Source organism: Allobosea sp. Root483D1, from assembly GCF_001429505.1.
Lineage (GTDB): Bacteria > Pseudomonadota > Alphaproteobacteria > Rhizobiales > Beijerinckiaceae > Allobosea.
This window is the reverse complement of record NZ_LMJW01000001.1, coordinates 1268081-1283695: the sequence shown is the minus strand read 5'-3', so window position 1 is coordinate 1283695 and position 15615 is coordinate 1268081. Positions and strand designations below refer to the sequence as shown.

Here is a 15615-nt window from a genome sequence, read left to right as displayed (position 1 = left end):
AAAAAGCAGCTCAAGCGGCTTGCTCGGATGCGGCGCAGACTTCATCAGCGCAGCATTCATCCGCGAGGAAGCCCAGCAGGGCCGCCATCGCCGGATACTGGGCTCGGCAAATCAGGGTCGTGGCCTGACGTTCCTGCGAGACCAGTCCGTTCTGCACGAGGCGCTGAAGATGGTGCGAGAGGGTCGAGGCCGGGATGCCAAGACGCTCCTGCACCTGGTTGACCGGCAGCCCGCCATGGCCAGCACGGACGAGCACCCGGTAGAGTTCAAGGCGGGTCGGATTGCCGAGCGCCTCAAGCTGCTTTGCTGCTTTTTCCACTTTCATGGAAGTAAGTTGCTCCGCTCGCGAGAAGCCGTCAAGCCATATTTCGACGATTGTCGAATTATTCGGCGGCCTGCACCTTTCGAACGCTGCTTCCGCGCTCGTACCAGCCCTTTGACCCGTTCACGATCCAGACGACGGTGAGCATGACCGGAACCTCGATCAGTACGCCGACGACAGTTGCGAGCGCCGCTCCGGAATTGAAGCCGAACAGGCTGATCGCGGCGGCGACGGCAAGCTCGAAGAAGTTCGAGGCACCGATCAGCGCCGATGGACCGGCGACGCAATGCTGTTCACCGGCGATCCGGTTCAGCAAGTAAGCAAGGCCGGCATTGAAATAGACCTGGATCAGGATCGGCACCGCAAGGAGCGCGATCACCATCGGCTGCGCCAGGATCTGCTCACCCTGGAAGCCGAAGAGCAGGACCAGGGTCGCGAGCAATGCAACGAGCGAAGCCGGGCCCAACCGGCCGAGCAGACGATCCAGCGCGGCCTGCCCGCCGTTCGCGAGAACACGATTGCGGATGAGCTGCGCGGCGATCACGGGCAGGACGATGTAGAGCACCACAGATAGGACAAGCGTTCCCCACGGCACCGTGATCGCCGACAGACCGAGCAGCAGGCCCACGATCGGGGCGAAGGCGACGATCATGATCGCGTCGTTCAGGGCGACCTGGCTCAACGTGAAATGCGGTTCGCCCTTCGTCAGGTTCGACCAGACGAAGACCATTGCCGTGCAGGGTGCTGCCGCCAGGATGATCAGCCCGGCGATGTAGCTGTTGATCTGGTCGGCGGGCAGCCAGGGCCGGAACAGCCAGGCGATGAAGAACCAGCCGAGCGCTGCCATCGAGAACGGTTTGACCGCCCAGTTGATGAACAGCGTGACGCCGATCCCGCGCCAATGTCTGCCGATCTGGCCGAGCGCCGCGAAGTCGATCTTCAGCAGCATCGGGATGACCATGAGCCAGATCAACACGGCAACCGGCAGATTGACCTTGGCGACCTCGGCCGCGCCGATCGCTTGAAAGACGCCGGGCATGACATGGCCGAGAGCGATGCCCACGACGATACACAAGGCGACCCACACTGTGAGGTAGCGTTCGAAAATCGACATGATGACCTCAGGCGCCTGGTGCGCGATTGCTTGCGCCTTCGAGCGCCCCGATCTGACGAACACGTTGCGCCAGAGCCATCTGGTCGAGGCTGCCAACTGGCAGCGAAAGAAGCACGTTGATGCGGTTGCGCAGGTAGCGCAGCGCCGTGACGAAGGCGCGCTCGCGCTCAATCTCTGGGCCTTCGACATGCGCGGGGTCCTCGATCCCCCAATGCGCAGTGATTGGTTGGCCTGGCCAGAATGGGCAGGCCTCGCCGGCGGCCTGGTCGCAAACCGTGATCACCATGTCCATGACGGGCGCGCCGGGCGCCGCGAACACGTCCCAGGTCTTCGAACTGAGCCCTGAGGTCGGGATGCCCTCGGCCTCGAGCACCTTGAGCGCCAATGGCTTCGGCCCCGGCCCGCCTTCGCTGCCGGCGGAAAAAGCGCGAAAGCGACCCTCGCCAAGATGATTGAGCAGAGCCTCGGCCATGATCGACCGGGCTGAGTTGTGAGTGCAGAGAAACAGCACGTTGTGGACGCGATCAGGCATCAGTGGTGACCTTTGGAGGACAGCAGGGAGTGAGTTCAGCCAGCAGCGGCGCGCAGATTTCCGCGCGGCCGCCGCAGCAATCCCTGAGGAGGAACGAGACGACCGAGCGAAGGGCATCGAGGTCGGCGCGGTAGACGATCGAGCGGCTGAAGCGCTCCGAACGGATCAGCCCTGCTCGGCTCAGGATGCCGAGATGCGACGACATCGTGTTGTGCGGGACATCTAGACGCCGGGCGACCTCGCCGGCAGGCAGGCCCTCCGGCTCTGCCGTCACCAGCAGCCGAAATACGTCGAGGCGGGTGCTCTGCGCTAGTGCGGCCAGAGCGAGGATGACTTGCTCGTTTTCCATATATCGAGACTTATCGACATATGGAATTCAGCGCAAGCCGCGTCCGGTTGCGCCCTCGGGCGTCATCGGCCATTGAAGCTCTCGCCAGACTGACGTAGCAGAGCCCCGCAACCTGACATCGCCGCTTCTCCCGAGAGTGGCCGCGAGCGGTTCTGCTTCGAGATGCCGGCTCCTGAACTCCAAGTCTAGCGGAGTTTGGCGATACCGATGCCGTCGAGTTTTGCGCGGTCCTTGATTGATTCTTCGCTCCGGGTCATCGCTTTCGCAATCGCCTTCAAGGCCATGCCCTTTCCAGCGAGCAACTTCAGCTTCTGGAGCTCCTCAGAGGTCCAGGGTTGGCGGTGCCGTTCAAATCGCTGGGTCACAATCGGTCCTGCGCTGCGCTCACACTTGAGGAGCCAATCTATAGCAATAATAACGATGAAAATTGACCAACATGTGCCGAGGTCAACGGCCGGATTGCGCCAGCAGGAGTTCTTCGGTGCGCCTGTTCGGGTGAGTGACCGGCCGCGCAGGAGGCTCACGAAAGCCTGCTTGCGGGCCACACACGGTGTCGCCTGTTGGCGCGATCATGGCGTTTGCGACCGCCATCGCGAACTTCGGCTCCCCACCCAAGCTCGCCCCTGGCCGAATGACGGAATTAGCACGGCGGTTACCCGCCGTGCCTGAGGTCATAGGTCGGTTTGCTCCGAAAGGAGAAGCGCATCGTCAACCTCGATGCCGAGGTAGCGCACGGTGCTTTCAAGCTTCGTGTGTCCAAGAAGAAGTTGGCAAGCGCGCAGACCTTTGTTCGACGGAGACTGTGTGTTCCGTAAAGCGCTGGGTCCAATCCTATCAGAGCCACCCAGTTGTCCGGAAGGCGGCCATATTGACGCGGCGTGATGTGGTCACCGTGCCGACTACGGCTCGGAAAGAGCCAATTGTCTTCACGAGAACCTCTCTTTCTGAGCCAGGCAGTAAGCGCTTCGCGCGCTGCGTCCGTTCGTTCGAATGGTACGGGCCACCCAGTCTTCTGTTGAACAATAGCAGTTCTGAGTCGAACGGTGCCTCCAAGGACGACATCGCCGATACGGAGGCGAACGAGGTCGCATCCCGAAGCTTGCTATCGATCGCAAGATTGAACATGGCGAGATCACGAATTCGCCCTTCATGATGAAGCCGTGTGCGTATCGCCCAGATGTGCTTCGGCTTGAGAGGTGGCTTCGGTCCGATGATGCGTCCGACATTCCACGTCTGATGTGGCGCTTGATTCTGCGTTTCCATGGCAAATCCCCTTCTTGGGGTGCCGCATCCTATGTAATTCTATCTCATGTTTAGGGAAGCGGCGCGCGCCCTGCGCCACTTGCTGACCTTGGAGTTCCGCCTCAAACCAGACACTCCTAGCTAAGCCTCAATCTCCGGCACGCTACCCCATAAGCTGGGCCGGCTGAGATACCCGGCTGGCTGCGTCTCAGCCATGAAACTTGCTAACGGCATATGCCACAGCCGCGGGCGCAACCGGTTCCGGGCCGCGTCGGAACCTGATCGCCAAAAAACCCTTGATGCACCGCCAATGCCGCCGGCATCAGCTACTATGTTTTGAGCGCGGCAAGCTGCGACTTCCTGAAAATGCTTGTCGCCGTGCGACCGAGGACGATCGGGCCGGCGTGCCCGTCGAAAAACAATCGCGTCTCGCCTCTCTCGATGTGCTGGACTTCGGTCAATCGCTGGCCGTTTACGATGAGCGACCGACCGAGCTTGAGAAAGGGCGGATGCGGCAGCGCTTTGTCGAGCTCGCCGAGCGACTGCTTGACCAGCAGTGGCATCGCATGTGCCGGAATGATGCGGGTATAATCCCGCTCGGCCAGAAGCGCCACGAGCGCCGCGGGCCGCAGCGACAGGACGCGCTGTCTGGATCTGACGCGCAACACGGTGCTACCGGCAGCGCCGAAACGGTCGCGTGCATCGGGCACGGCCGGAAGACGGGCGAGCGCCGCCGCCAGCCGCTCCGGTCTCACGGGTTTGAGGAGATAATCCGTGGCCTGCACGGCGAAAGCCTCGACGGCATGGGCGGCATGGGCTGTCACGAAGATGATCGCCGGCGGGCGCTCCAGTGTGCGGACGAGATCAAGGCCGGTGGCATCCGCCATCTCGATGTCGAGGAAGACGACGTCGGGCCTCGCCGTCGCGATCAGCGCGCGCGCCTGCGCCACTGACGCCGCCTCGCCGACGATCCTGACATCGGGATGGGCGGCCAACAGCGTGCGCAACCCCTCGCGGGCCAGGGGTTCGTCGTCCACGAGGATCACGTCAGGCATGGCGCACCCGAAAGCTCGAGCTCGGCCACGACCAGCTCCGCCTCCTGGACGAGCGAGAAGGCATGGCGGCCGGGGTAGTGCAGCGCCATTCGGCGTTGCAGCGCGGCCAGCCCGACGCCCGGCGCGCCGCTGCTTCGCCAAGTCCGGGCGCAGGCCGCCGGGATTGGCGACCCTCATGACGATGTCATCGCCGACTGGCGCGATGGCGACCTCGACGATCAGCGGGCGCCGGCCCGATTTCAGCCCGTGCTTGATCGCATTCTCGACGAGTGGTTGCAGCAGGAAGCCCGGCGTCGATCGCGCCAGCGCATCCGGCGCGGCTGCGATGCGGAAATCGAAATCCTCGCCGAAACGCGCCTTCTGCAGTTCGAGATAGGCGCGGATCGCCTCGACCTCGGCGGCGAGCGTCACCGGCTTGAGATCGCGGTGGTCGAGCGAATAGCGCAGGAAGTCGGCCAGCTCGCGCACCATCCCGCCGGCCCGGTCGGGATGGACCGGGATTTCGGCGGCGATGCCGTTGAGGGCGTTGAACAGGAAATGCGGATCGAGCTGGTGGCGCAGATGCTGCAGTTCGTTGCGCAGCGCCTCGGTCTCGGCCGCCATGGCGCGCTGGCGCGCTTTCGCCGTTTCAAGCTGGGCAGCCGCCCAGAGATGGGCGAGACTCCAGCTCAGCAGGATGAAGGTGTAGTAGGAGAAGGGCAGCGCCCAGCTCTGGCCGAGACTCCAGCTCGCCACCGCCCAGCCGCCGGCGGCGAGCACGAGCTTGGCGATCGCCGCCTGGCAGAGCGCGCCGGCCAGGCCGACCGTACCGGGCGTCAACCCCGTGTCGAAGCCCTGCCGGCGAAAGACCAGCCTGAGCCCGATCGCGATCAGGCAGGCGAACGGCTCCAGCAGGGCGGAGACGATCATGGCGCGGCCGAAGCTGCCATAGAGCGGCGTGCGGATCGTGGTGGCGTAGATGGTCAGGATGCCGAGCGCGACGAGGTCGGCCGGCCAGTCGCCGGGATAGCGCCATCTGCCCGTCGCTGTCACTGCGCTTCCCCGTTCCTTCGCGACACCGCATCGTCTGCGCGGGGTCCGTCGAAAGCCTGTCTAGCGCGGCATCGGCAAGCCTGTCTGCGAGCGCCTGCCCGGTTCGTCGAATCGGCATGGCGTCGGGCACCGCGCTGCCCTGAAGAATGGCAGCCATGCGCTCCCAGGCAGTGCATGGCCGGCGCGGGCGATCGTCCGCAGGGCAGATGGTGGGGACCGCCTCGGAATGGCTATGAGACAGGTTTCGGGCTGCGGCCCATATCGCGCCGGCAGGGCCCGCGCCGCCCTTTTCGCCGGCGTTACGCTGGCCGCGCTGGCGCTGACCGGCGGCGATGCGCAGGCCCAGGCCGTGGAGAACTGGAAGGCCGCGCCGCTCGACGGCGACTTCAACAACGGTGCAAACTGGGTCAGCGGAACCGCGCCGGGGTCGTCACAGATCGCCGAGTTCGGCACCTCTGGCCTCACAACGGTCGACGTCACGGCGTCGGTGAACCCCTATGCTATCCGCGTTCTCAGCGGTGGCTATGTCTTCGGCATCGGCAGTGGCGTGGTGTTTGCGCTTCAACGTCGGCGCACTCGAAGTCCAGGGCGGGAGCGCGACCGTCAGCAATCGGGCGGGGGGAACATTGCAGCTGACTAGCGGCAGCTATGTCAGCGGCGCGGTCATCAACAACGAGGCGGGAGCAATCATCTCGCTCGATCAAGGCGCGGGTCTGATCAACACCGTAGTCGCCAATGCCGGCCTGATATCTGCGAGTCAAGGCGCAAACCTCTACAGTTCAACGATCGCGACGTCGGAGGGGGGATCGATCACGCTTGCGGGGTTTGCCAGAGGCGGCACCGCGGCGCTGAGCTTCACCGGAAACGGCAAGCTCGACATCTCCGGCCTCGATACAGGCACCACGATCGGCTCGCTGGCGAGCGCGAGCGCGACGAGCGAGGTCATCCTCGGCGCGAAGGCGCTTTCGATCGGCGACACCAATGCCAGCACGAGCTTCGCCGGCATCATCTCCGGCGCCGGCGGGTCGATCACCAAGACCGGCACCGGAACCCTGACGCTGACGGGCGCCAACAGCTATACCGGTGCGACCGCCGTCGATGGCGGCACACTTATCGTCAACGGCTCCATCCTCTCGTCGTCCAGCGTCACCGTGGCGTCCGGCGCCACGATCGGCGGCTCGGGCCAGTTGCCCTCGACGACTGTGAACGGCACGATCTCGCCCGGCAATTCGCCGGGCACGCTCACGTCAACGGCAATCTGACGCTGGGCGCGGGCTCGGTCTATGTCGCCGAGGTGCAGGGAGCGGTCTCCGACCGGATCAACGTGACCGGAACGGCAGCGTTGGCCGGCACGCTGCGGATCGTACCGCTCGGCGGCGCCTATGTGTTCGGCAACCCCTACACGCTGCTTTCGGCCCAGGGCGGGCGCACGGGATCCTTCGGCCCCGTCGACACGACCGGGTCTCTCGGCGACGGCGTCACCACGAGCGTCGCCTATACCGCGACCGACGTGCAACTGACCCTGACGCCGAAGCCGCTGGCGCCGATCGTTGCCGATCCCGTCCCGACGCCGCCCGTCATGGCGCCGGCTCCTGTCTCCTCGGGTCTTGGCTCTGGCCGACCGGCCAATGCCTATGCGGTGGCGCTGGGCATTCACCGGGCGGTGGCAGGCGGAGCCGACCCGTCCGCACTGTTTGCGATCTACAACCTGCCGGCGGCCATTCCCGCCGCTGTGAACCAACTGTCGGGCGAGGTCCACACCGCCGTCCCCGCCATGGCCAACAGTGCCGCGGGGCAGTTTCTCCACACCATGCTCGACGGATCGGGCGCCGGCAGGCTCGCCGGCGGCCCCGCAGGCGCAGCCGGCTTCACAGCCGACCTGCCGTCGAGGCAGGACGGACCGGGACGGGCGAGCCTCGACCCGGCGCGTTTCTCGCTCTGGGGTGCGACGTTCGGTTCGACCGGGCGCACCGATGGTGACCGGATCGCGGGCTCGGCAAATCGCAGTCTCTCCGACGGACATGTCGCGGTTGGAACCGACGTCAGGCTCGGCTCCAATTTGGTCGCGGGTATCGCTGTTGCGAACGGCCAGTCGCGGGCCTCGCTTTCGGGTGGGCTCGGCAAGGCGAAGGCTGATGTCTTTCAGGCCGGGCTTTACGGGCGCACGACGCTCGGCATGGTCAATGTCGCGGCCGCGCTCGGCTATGCCAGGCTCGACACCGACACCACTCGCGCGATCCCGGCGCTCGGCCGTACCGGCGTTGCCGCCTCCTATGTGACGCAGGCCTGGAGCGGCCGGATAGAGGCGAGCCTGCCGGTCGTAACCTGGAGCGGCATCACGCTCTCGCCGCTCGCCGCCTTCCAGGCCGTGCGGGCGAGCAGCCCGGCCGCAGTCGAGCGCGATGGAATGGGCGCGAGTGCAGGCATGCTGACGCTAGCGCGGCGCTCCGACATAACCAGCCGGAGCGAGCTCGGCATGCAGCTCGATGCCAATCTGATCGCGGGGCCTCTCCCGTTACGGGCTTCGTCCGCGCCGCCTGGGCTCGCTACTACCGGCGCGACGCAGAACTCACCGCCTCGATCAACGGGCTTGCCGGCGCCAGCTTCGGCGTGACGGGCGCGAGGCCCGACCGCAACGCGGCCCTGCTCGCGGCAGGGGCCGACATCAAGCTGAGCCCCAGCGTCAGCCTCGGCATGCGAGTCGACTCCGAGCTCGCGGCAAACACCCGCCGCATTGGCGGGGTAGCCCGGTTGAGAGTCAGCTTCTGAGCCAAGCGACAGCAATTGGACTGCGGCTGGCAGGCATCGTACCGATGCGGAGCGAATTGGTACATTTCGCTGCTTAAGCCTCGCAGGACCCTCCACGGGTTTACCTACCCACAAGCGGACATTCCAGATGTCAGGAATGGCCAGGAGCGGAATTCTGCGCTCAGGTTTCTCGGAGATTCTCAGGCCCCCGCAACCAAAACCGTCAGTTATCCAAAACCCCTTCTTGGTCCGAGGCGGGGTTTTGCGTTCCTGCAACACAGCACCACAGGACGATCAGCGTCGGCTTGTGCGGAGGGCGCGCGACAAAACGGCCGGCTTGGACCGCCTTGAAAGACGGGGGATGGTCGTCCAGTATCTCAACAGCCAGCTAGCTCTCTAACTAAAGATATGCGGTGAGGAAACAGTATGTCGGACGCCCTGCGCATTGCGCACGGAGCTTTCGGCCGGGTGGCGCTGCTCGACATGGATCGCAGCCTCGTCCGGCACGCGCACCCGCATTGCCATGTACTGCTCAAGGTCGACGGCGACGACACGCGATTTCTGGTAGGGGATCATGTCGCGCCATTGACCGATGATCTCGCCGTGCTGGTCAATGCCTGGGAGACGCATGCCTATGTCCATGATCCTTCCCGCAAAAACGCGTTGATCCTGGCGCTTTATATCGAGCCGGACTGGCTGCGCAGCTTCCGACCGAACTGGGCGGCGAGCGGTTCGCCAGGCTTCTTCGAGCAGTCCGCCGGCGAGGTTAGCGCCCATATCCGCCAGACCGCGCTCGATCTCGCCGCGGAGATGGTGCATGAGCCCGGCGCGGGCCGCCGCCAGGAGGAACTGCTCTCGGAACTGATGATCGCCGTGATCGAGCGGTTCACGCCCTGGCGCTCGATCGGTGCCTCGCTGCGCGAGATCGCGCGCTCGAATGCGGTCGATTTCCGGGTACGCCGGGCGATTTCGCTGATGCGTTCGAACCCGGCGGCGCCGCTTTCGATCGAGAAGCTCGCCAGCGAAGCCGGCCTGTCGCGGGCGCATTTCTTCCGGATGTTCGAGGCTTCCACCGGCGTGACGCCACACGTCTTCCTCAATGTACTGAAGGTCGAGCTCGCGGTCGGCGCCGTCGTCGACGGCGATGAGAACTTCAGCGCGATCGGCGACCGGCTTGGCTTCAGCGCGCCGGCGCATTTCACCCGCTTCTTCCGCGACCATTGCTCGGTGGCGCCAAGCGAGTTCCGCAGCGTGGCGCGCCTCGGCCGCTGAGGTCATTCCTTCAAATTTGAGACTTTTCGGTAAGTCGCGAGACTGGTCGGGATCGAACCTGGCCGGCCGATGGCCGAACTCTTCCCGTGAGGCGCCTCCGTAAGAGCGCCTCTTGGGAGCCGAACGCTGGTGAAGGCTGAAGTCATCTCTTGGACGGGTCAGTCCGTGGAGCGCGTCGAGGACGCTGCCCTGCTGACTGGTCGCGGACGTTTCATCGATGACCTCGGCACCAGGCCGGGCACGCTGCACGCCGCGATCCTGCGCTCGCCGCACGCTCATGCAGACATCCTCTCGATCGAGACCGGGGCCGCCGCCGTGCTGCCGGGCGTCGTGGCGATCGTCACGGGGCGTGATCTCGCAAAACTGACCACGCCGATGGTCGCCGGGCTGAAAGTTGCCGCCGAGAACTGGCCGATGGCCGTCGAGCGCGTGCGCTATGTCGGCGAGCCCATTGCGATCGCGGTCGCGCAGAGCCGCTATCTCGCCGAGGATGCGCTGGACGCGATCGAGGTCGCCTACCGGCCGCTGAAGGCCGTCGTCGATCCCGTCACCAGCATGGGGGAGGGGGCGCCCGTCCTGCACGAGAAGGCCGGCGCCAACCTCGTCAGCGACCGGCGCTTCCGTTATGGCGAGCCCGAAGCCGCCTTCGCCGCCGCCCGCACCGTCTCGGTCAGCATCGCTTATCCGCGCAATACCGGCTCGCCGATGGAGACCTTCGGCGTCATCGCCGACTATGACCCTCATGAGGACGTCTACGACATCCTCGCCAATTTCCAGGGTCCGTTCAGCATCCACACCGTGCTGGCGCGCGCACTGAAGGTTCCCGGCAATCGCCTGCGGCTGCGCATGCCGCCGGAATCCGGCGGCAGCTTCGGCGTCAAGCAGGGCGTCGCGCCCTATGCCGTCCTCATCGGCGTCGCCGCCCGGATCGCCGGGCGGCCGGTGAAATGGATCGAAGACCGGCTCGAGCATCTCGGTGCGGCGGTCGCGGCGACCAACCGCGTCACCACGCTCAAGGCTGCCGTCTCTGCCGAGGGACGCATCAGCGCGCTCGATTGGGACCAGATCGAGGATTGCGGCGCCTATCCGCGCGCGCCGGAGCCGGCGACGCTCTATCGGATGCACGGCAACATGACCGGCGCCTACGACATCCGGCATGTCGCGATGCGCAACCGGGTGGTGCTGACCAACAAGGCCCCGACCGGGCTGGTACGTGGCTTCGGCGGCCCGCAGGTCTATTTCGCGCTGGAGCGGCTGATGCAGCGCATCGCCGTCGAATTGCAGCTCGATCCGCTCGACGTGATCCGCCGGAACCTGGTCCCGGCCGGCGCCTTCCCCTATCGCACCGCCACCGGCGCGCTCTACGATTCCGGCAACTACCAGGCTGCGGTCGAGCAGGCGGTCGCCGGCCGCCTCGCCGCGCTCGAAAAGCGCAGGGACGAGGCGCGCGCCGCCGGCAAGCGCTACGGCATCGGCTTTGCTGCCGCAGTCGAGCCCAGCGTCTCCAATATGGGCTACATCACTACCGTGCTGACCGCCGAGGAGCGGCGCAAGGCCGGGCCGAAGAACGGCGCGCAGGCGACGGCGACGGTCTCGATCGATCCAATCGGCTCAGTCAGCGTCCATGTCGCGTCGACGCCGCAGGGCCAGGGCCACCGCACCGTGCTGGCGCAGGTCGTCGCCGACATCTTTGGCCTGCCGCATCGTGAGATAAGGGTCGTCGCGGATCTCGACACCGGCAAGGATGCCTGGTCGATCGCCTCGGGCAACTATTCCAGCCGCTTCGCCGCGGCGGTGGCGGGGGCCGCCCATCTCGCGGCGACCCGGCTGCGGGACAAGCTCGCCTTGATCGCCGCGGACCAGCTCAAGGCCGAGCCCAAGCAGATCGGCTTTGCCGCCGGCGCGGTCTTTGCCAAGGGCAACCCGGGCAAGACCATCCCGTTCGGGCGGATCGCGGCGCTCTGCCATTGGTCGCCGGCGCTGTTGCCTGATGGCGTCGACCAGACCATCCGCGAGACCGCCTTCTGGACCCCGCCCCAGCTCGGCGCGCCAAGCGAGAGTGATGAGATCAATTCCTCGCTCTGCCACGGCTTCATCTTCGACATGGCCGGCGTCGAGGTCGACCCGGCGAGCGGCAGAGCGCGGATCGACCGCTACGTCACCATGCATGATTGCGGCCGTGTGCTGCATCCCGGCATGGTCGAAGGCCAGATCCGCGGCGGCTTCGCCCAGGCGCTGGGCGCGACCTTCTACGAGGAGCTCGCCTATGCCGAGGACGGCGCCTTCCTGACCGGGACCTTCGCCGACTACCTGCTGCCGACAGCGACCGAGACGCCGGACATCGAGATCCTGCATATCGAGACGCCCTCACCGTTCACCCCGCTCGGCGCCAAGGGTGTCGGCGAGGGCAATTGCATGTCGACACCGGTCTGCCTGGCGAATGCCATAGCCGATGCGCTCGGCGCCTCCGAAATCAACCTGCCGCTGACCCCAGCTAAGCTCGCCGCGCTCGCAGCCGGGCCGGAGCAAGCCCAGCCGTCGACGACCCGCGCAACAGTATCGGTCGCCAGGCCGGGCGATCGCAGCCTGCGCGGCGAAGGCGAGGCCAGGGTCGCCGCCGCGCCCGAGGCGATCTGGGCGATGCTGCTCGACGTCGACACGCTGGCCTCGATCATTCCCGGATGCCATGGCGTGCAGAAGCTGTCGGATACGCATTTCAAGGCGGATGTCACGCTCGGCGTCGGGCCGGTCAAGGGGCGCTACAAGGCCGAGATCGAGCTCTCCGACCTCGACGAGCCACGCGCCGCGACGCTGACCGGCTCGGTCTCCGGCGCGCTCGGCACTGGCGGCGGCTCCGGCCGCGTGACGCTGACGCCGGATAGCGCGGGCGGCACGGTGATCGGCTACGCCTATGAGGCCGCGGTCGGCGGCAAGGTCGCGGCGATCGGAGGGCGCCTGCTCGATGGCGCGGCCAAGGCGATCATCGGCCAGTTCTTCGCGGCACTGGCGCGCAGGGCGGCCCCGAGCAAACCCGGTTTCTTCGCCCGCGTGTTCGGGAGGCGCGCATGAAGCCCGCCCCCTTCGACTATCTGCGCGCCGGCAACCTCGACGAGGCCCTGGCGGCGCTCGCCGAGTACGGCTCCGAGGCACGCATCATCGCCGGCGGCCAGTCGCTGCTGCCGATGCTGAACATGCGGCTCGCCAAGCCCTTAGTGCTCGTCGACATCATGAGCATGGCCGGGCTCGACCAGGTCCGGCGCGAGGGCGAGATGATCGTCGTGCCGGCCGGCGTCCGGCAGGCGGCGCTGCTGAGGCGGCCGGGCCTTGCGAGCGAGCAGCCGCTGCTGGCTGCCGCCTTGCCCTGGCTCGGCCATTACCAGACCCGGGCGCGTGGCACGGTCTGCGGCTCGGCCGCCCATGCCGATCCCAGCGCCGAGATCCCGCTTTGCCTGGTCGCGCTCGACGGCGAGATCCGCCTACGGTCTCGCCGCAAGCGTCGCGTACTCAAGGCAGCCGAGTTCTTCTCGGGCATGATGGTGACCGAAAAGGCCGATGACGAGCTGATCGAAGCCGTCGCCTTTCCGGCCGCCCGACCCGGTGCCGGCTATGCCTTCGCTGAGGTAGCGCGCCGACACGGCGACTTCGCCATCGTCGGTTGCGCGGTGATGGTCGAGGCCGGGCAGATCCATCTCGCCGTCGCCGGCGTCGCCGACAAGCCGGAGCGCCGGAGCTGGCCGCGCCTGGATGGTTCGGCGCTGGACGATGCGCTCAACGCCTTCGCCTGGGAGCTCGACGCGCGCGAGGACCTGCATGCGAGCGCGAGGCTGCGCCGCGACCTCGTCCGCACACTCGGCCGCAGCACGATCGAGGAGGCTGGCCGATGCCTCGCCTGAGCGCCGCCATCCGGCATCGCATTGGCTTCAAGCTGAACGGCAAGCCCGTCTCGGTCGAGGCCGAGCCCCGCCTGCTCGCGACCGACGCGCTGCGCCACGGCCTCGGCGCGACCGGAACGCATGTCGGCTGCGAGCACGGTGTCTGCGGCGCCTGCACCATCCTGATCGACGGGGCGCCGGCGCGCGCCTGCTTGACACTCGCCGTCCAGCTCGAGGGCCGGGAGGTCACTACGGTCGAGGGGCTGGCTCCGGCGCCGGATCGTCTCTCGGTGCTGCAGGCCGCCTTCCGGCGCCATCATGCGCTGCAATGCGGCTTCTGCACCGCCGGCATCCTGATCTCGCTCGAAGCCTTCCTGCGCGAGCAGCCGAAGCCGAGCGAGCAAGAACTGCGCGAGGTCGTCGGCGGGCATCTCTGCCGCTGCACCGGCTACACCCCGATCATCGCCGCCGCACTCGAGGCCGCTGCCCTATTGCGCCGGCAACCCCAGGTTCTTGCTGCGGAATCCATCGATGTTTGACCTCGGGACCAGTTTCACCGCCAGCGTGGCGCGCACTCCCGATGCGCTCGCCATCGTCGATGGCGAGGTTCGCCTGAGCTATGCACAATGGCTGGCGCGGATCTCCTCGCTCGTCGCCGCCTTCGACGGCATCGGGCTCAGGCCGGGCGACCATCTCGTCAGCGTGCTGCAGAACCGCTGGGAAGCGGCAACGCTGCACTGGGCCTGCCAGTTCGCCGGGCTGATCATGACGCCGATCAACTGGCGGGCGAAGCCGGACGAGATCGACTTCGTGCTGGAAAATGCTGGTGGAAAGGCGATCGCCTTCGAAGCTGTCTCTGCTGCCACCATGGCCGAGAGTGCGCTCGCCGGAGGCCTGCCGCGGCTCGCGGTCGGCAGCGATGCCGGCCCCGCCGAGCTGAGCTTCGCCGAGTTGATCGCCGCCGAGGCGCCGACCGCGACGCCGCGCGCCCGCGCCGAAGACTGGTCGCTGATGCTCTACACCTCCGGCACCACGGCCAAGCCGAAGGGCGTGCCGCGGCGGCACCGGGCCGAGCGCATGGCGGCGCTCGCCCATGTCGCGCAGAACCTTTACGGCAGCGGCGAATGCACGCTCGGCGTCATGCCGCTCTATCATACGATGGGGGTGCGCTCCTTGCTGGCGATGTCGCTGATCGGCGGCACCTTCGTCTGCCTGCCGCGCTTCGATGCGGCGCGGGCGTTGGAGCTGATCGAGGCCGAGCGCGTCAGCAACCTCTATCTCGTGCCGACGCTCTATCACGATGTCGTCCACCACCCGCGCTTTGCCGGGAGCGACGTCTCCTCGGTGCGCAAGCTGGGGTTTGCCGGCGCGCCGATGACAGACGGGCTGCTCGGCAAACTGACCGAGGCGTTCAGGCCCGATCTCTTCGTCAACCATTACGGCTCGTCGGAGATTTATACCTTCACGATCGACCAGAAGGCCGCGGCGAAGCCGGGCTGCGCCGGCAAGGCCGGGCTCAATCAGCTTATCCGCGTGGTGCGGCTCGGCGCGGCCTCGGCAGCAGAGCTGGCCCAAACCGGCGAGGAAGGCGAGATCGTCGCGCTCGCCGCCAGCGACGAGGCCTTCGAGGGCTATTGGCGCAGGCCCGAGGCCGACGCCAAGTCGCTGCGCGATGGTTGGTACTTCACCGGCGACACCGGCTATTTCGACGAGGACGGCGACCTTTTCGTCACCGGCCGCGTCGACGACATGATCATCACTGGCGGCGAGAACGTCTCGCCGGTCGATATCGAGAGCTGCCTGTCGCTGCATCCCGCCGTGTCGGAAGTGGCTGTGGTCGGCCTGCCGGACGAGCGCTGGGGCAAGATCGTCGTCGCCTTCGTGCAGCGCACCTCGGCCGTGACCGCCGAGGAACTCGACCGGCACTGCAAGATCTCCGGCCTCGCCAATTTCAAGCGTCCGCGCCGCTACGAGTTCGTCAAGGCGATCCCGAAATCGCCGGTCGGCAAGCTGCTGCGCCGCCAGCTCGTCGCGGGCGAATACGAGCCCGAACGGCCCGATCTCGCCGCCGAATAAC

The 15615-nt window shown here is 66.6% G+C and carries 13 protein-coding genes and 2 pseudogenes; 8 read left to right on the top strand and 7 right to left on the bottom strand.

Translation table 11 applies throughout. From position 1 onward, the window contains the following. Positions 1-10: 10 nt before the first annotated feature. The 7 genes and pseudogenes from ASE66_RS05940 to ASE66_RS05915 form a co-directional block, all read right to left on the bottom strand. The gene (locus tag ASE66_RS05940; protein WP_057188587.1) at positions 11-325 is read right to left on the bottom strand and encodes an ArsR/SmtB family transcription factor; all 315 of its coding nucleotides are present in this window, start codon (positions 323-325) and stop codon (positions 11-13) included. A 58-nt stretch (positions 326-383) separates the two neighbouring features. Beyond that, positions 384-1436 carry an ACR3 family arsenite efflux transporter gene (arsB, locus tag ASE66_RS05935; protein ID WP_057188586.1) on the bottom strand — a complete coding sequence of 351 codons (1053 nt, stop codon included), beginning with the start codon at positions 1434-1436 and terminating at the stop codon, positions 384-386. A 7-nt stretch (positions 1437-1443) separates the two neighbouring features. Beyond that, positions 1444-1968: an arsenate reductase ArsC gene (locus ASE66_RS05930; protein ID WP_057188585.1), complete on the bottom strand. Its 525-nt coding sequence runs from the start codon at positions 1966-1968 to the stop codon at positions 1444-1446. Further along, positions 1961-2317: an ArsR/SmtB family transcription factor gene (locus tag ASE66_RS05925; protein WP_057188584.1), complete on the bottom strand. Its 357-nt coding sequence runs from the start codon at positions 2315-2317 to the stop codon at positions 1961-1963. Before ASE66_RS05925 ends, ASE66_RS05930 begins: the two co-directional genes overlap by 8 nt. 185 nt (positions 2318-2502) lie before the next feature. After that, positions 2503-2862: a hypothetical protein gene (locus tag ASE66_RS33105; protein WP_244494799.1), complete on the bottom strand. Its 360-nt coding sequence runs from the start codon at positions 2860-2862 to the stop codon at positions 2503-2505. Positions 2863-2988: 126 nt separating this feature from the next. Continuing rightward, positions 2989-3580: pseudogene (locus tag ASE66_RS31225) on the bottom strand (tyrosine-type recombinase/integrase). 308 nt (positions 3581-3888) lie between these two features. Further along, positions 3889-5646, bottom strand: coding sequence for a response regulator (locus tag ASE66_RS05915; RefSeq protein ID WP_057188583.1), 1758 nt, complete (start codon positions 5644-5646; stop codon positions 3889-3891). A 232-nt stretch (positions 5647-5878) separates the two neighbouring features. On the opposite strand from ASE66_RS05915, the gene ASE66_RS32445 reads away from it, so the two are divergent. From ASE66_RS32445 to ASE66_RS05875, 8 genes and pseudogenes are all read left to right on the top strand, one after another. Further along, the gene (locus ASE66_RS32445; RefSeq protein ID WP_057188582.1) at positions 5879-6286 is read left to right on the top strand and encodes a hypothetical protein; all 408 of its coding nucleotides are present in this window, start codon (positions 5879-5881) and stop codon (positions 6284-6286) included. Next, positions 6273-6908, top strand: a complete 636-nt coding sequence (locus ASE66_RS05905; protein WP_057188581.1) for an autotransporter-associated beta strand repeat-containing protein — start codon at positions 6273-6275, stop codon at positions 6906-6908. Before ASE66_RS32445 ends, ASE66_RS05905 begins: the two co-directional genes overlap by 14 nt. Before the next feature lie 32 nt (positions 6909-6940). After that, positions 6941-8415: pseudogene (locus tag ASE66_RS05900) on the top strand (autotransporter outer membrane beta-barrel domain-containing protein). Positions 8416-8820: 405 nt separating this feature from the next. Further along, a complete protein-coding gene (locus tag ASE66_RS05895) occupies positions 8821-9666 on the top strand; it encodes a helix-turn-helix domain-containing protein (RefSeq protein ID WP_057188579.1) in 846 nt (281 codons plus the stop codon). Between the two features lie 129 nt (positions 9667-9795). Beyond that, a complete protein-coding gene (locus tag ASE66_RS05890) occupies positions 9796-12735 on the top strand; it encodes a xanthine dehydrogenase family protein molybdopterin-binding subunit (RefSeq protein ID WP_057188578.1) in 2940 nt (979 codons plus the stop codon). Then, positions 12732-13559 carry an FAD binding domain-containing protein gene (locus tag ASE66_RS05885; protein WP_057188577.1) on the top strand — a complete coding sequence of 276 codons (828 nt, stop codon included), beginning with the start codon at positions 12732-12734 and terminating at the stop codon, positions 13557-13559. Before ASE66_RS05890 ends, ASE66_RS05885 begins: the two co-directional genes overlap by 4 nt. Continuing rightward, positions 13547-14077, top strand: a complete 531-nt coding sequence (locus ASE66_RS05880) for a (2Fe-2S)-binding protein (RefSeq protein ID WP_057188576.1) — start codon at positions 13547-13549, stop codon at positions 14075-14077. Before ASE66_RS05885 ends, ASE66_RS05880 begins: the two co-directional genes overlap by 13 nt. Then, positions 14070-15614: an AMP-binding protein gene (locus ASE66_RS05875; protein ID WP_057188575.1), complete on the top strand. Its 1545-nt coding sequence runs from the start codon at positions 14070-14072 to the stop codon at positions 15612-15614. The genes ASE66_RS05880 and ASE66_RS05875 overlap by 8 nt, the downstream gene beginning before the upstream one ends. The last annotated feature ends 1 nt before the right edge of the window (position 15615 follow it).

Excerpts from the sequence above, each read along its gene's own strand:
- ASE66_RS05940 (WP_057188587.1), bottom strand. The coding sequence starts at position 325 with ATGAAAGTGGAAAAAGCAGCAAAGCAGCTTGAGGCGCTCGGCAATCCG.
- arsB (WP_057188586.1), bottom strand. The coding sequence starts at position 1,436 with ATGTCGATTTTCGAACGCTACCTCACAGTGTGGGTCGCCTTGTGTATC.
- ASE66_RS05930 (WP_057188585.1), bottom strand. The coding sequence starts at position 1,968 with ATGCCTGATCGCGTCCACAACGTGCTGTTTCTCTGCACTCACAACTCA.
- ASE66_RS05925 (WP_057188584.1), bottom strand. The coding sequence starts at position 2,317 with ATGGAAAACGAGCAAGTCATCCTCGCTCTGGCCGCACTAGCGCAGAGC.
- ASE66_RS32445 (WP_057188582.1), top strand. The coding sequence starts at position 5,879 with ATGAGACAGGTTTCGGGCTGCGGCCCATATCGCGCCGGCAGGGCCCGC.
- ASE66_RS05895 (WP_057188579.1), top strand. The coding sequence starts at position 8,821 with ATGTCGGACGCCCTGCGCATTGCGCACGGAGCTTTCGGCCGGGTGGCG.
- ASE66_RS05885 (WP_057188577.1), top strand. The coding sequence starts at position 12,732 with ATGAAGCCCGCCCCCTTCGACTATCTGCGCGCCGGCAACCTCGACGAG.
- ASE66_RS05880 (WP_057188576.1), top strand. The coding sequence starts at position 13,547 with ATGCCTCGCCTGAGCGCCGCCATCCGGCATCGCATTGGCTTCAAGCTG.
- ASE66_RS05875 (WP_057188575.1), top strand. The coding sequence starts at position 14,070 with ATGTTTGACCTCGGGACCAGTTTCACCGCCAGCGTGGCGCGCACTCCC.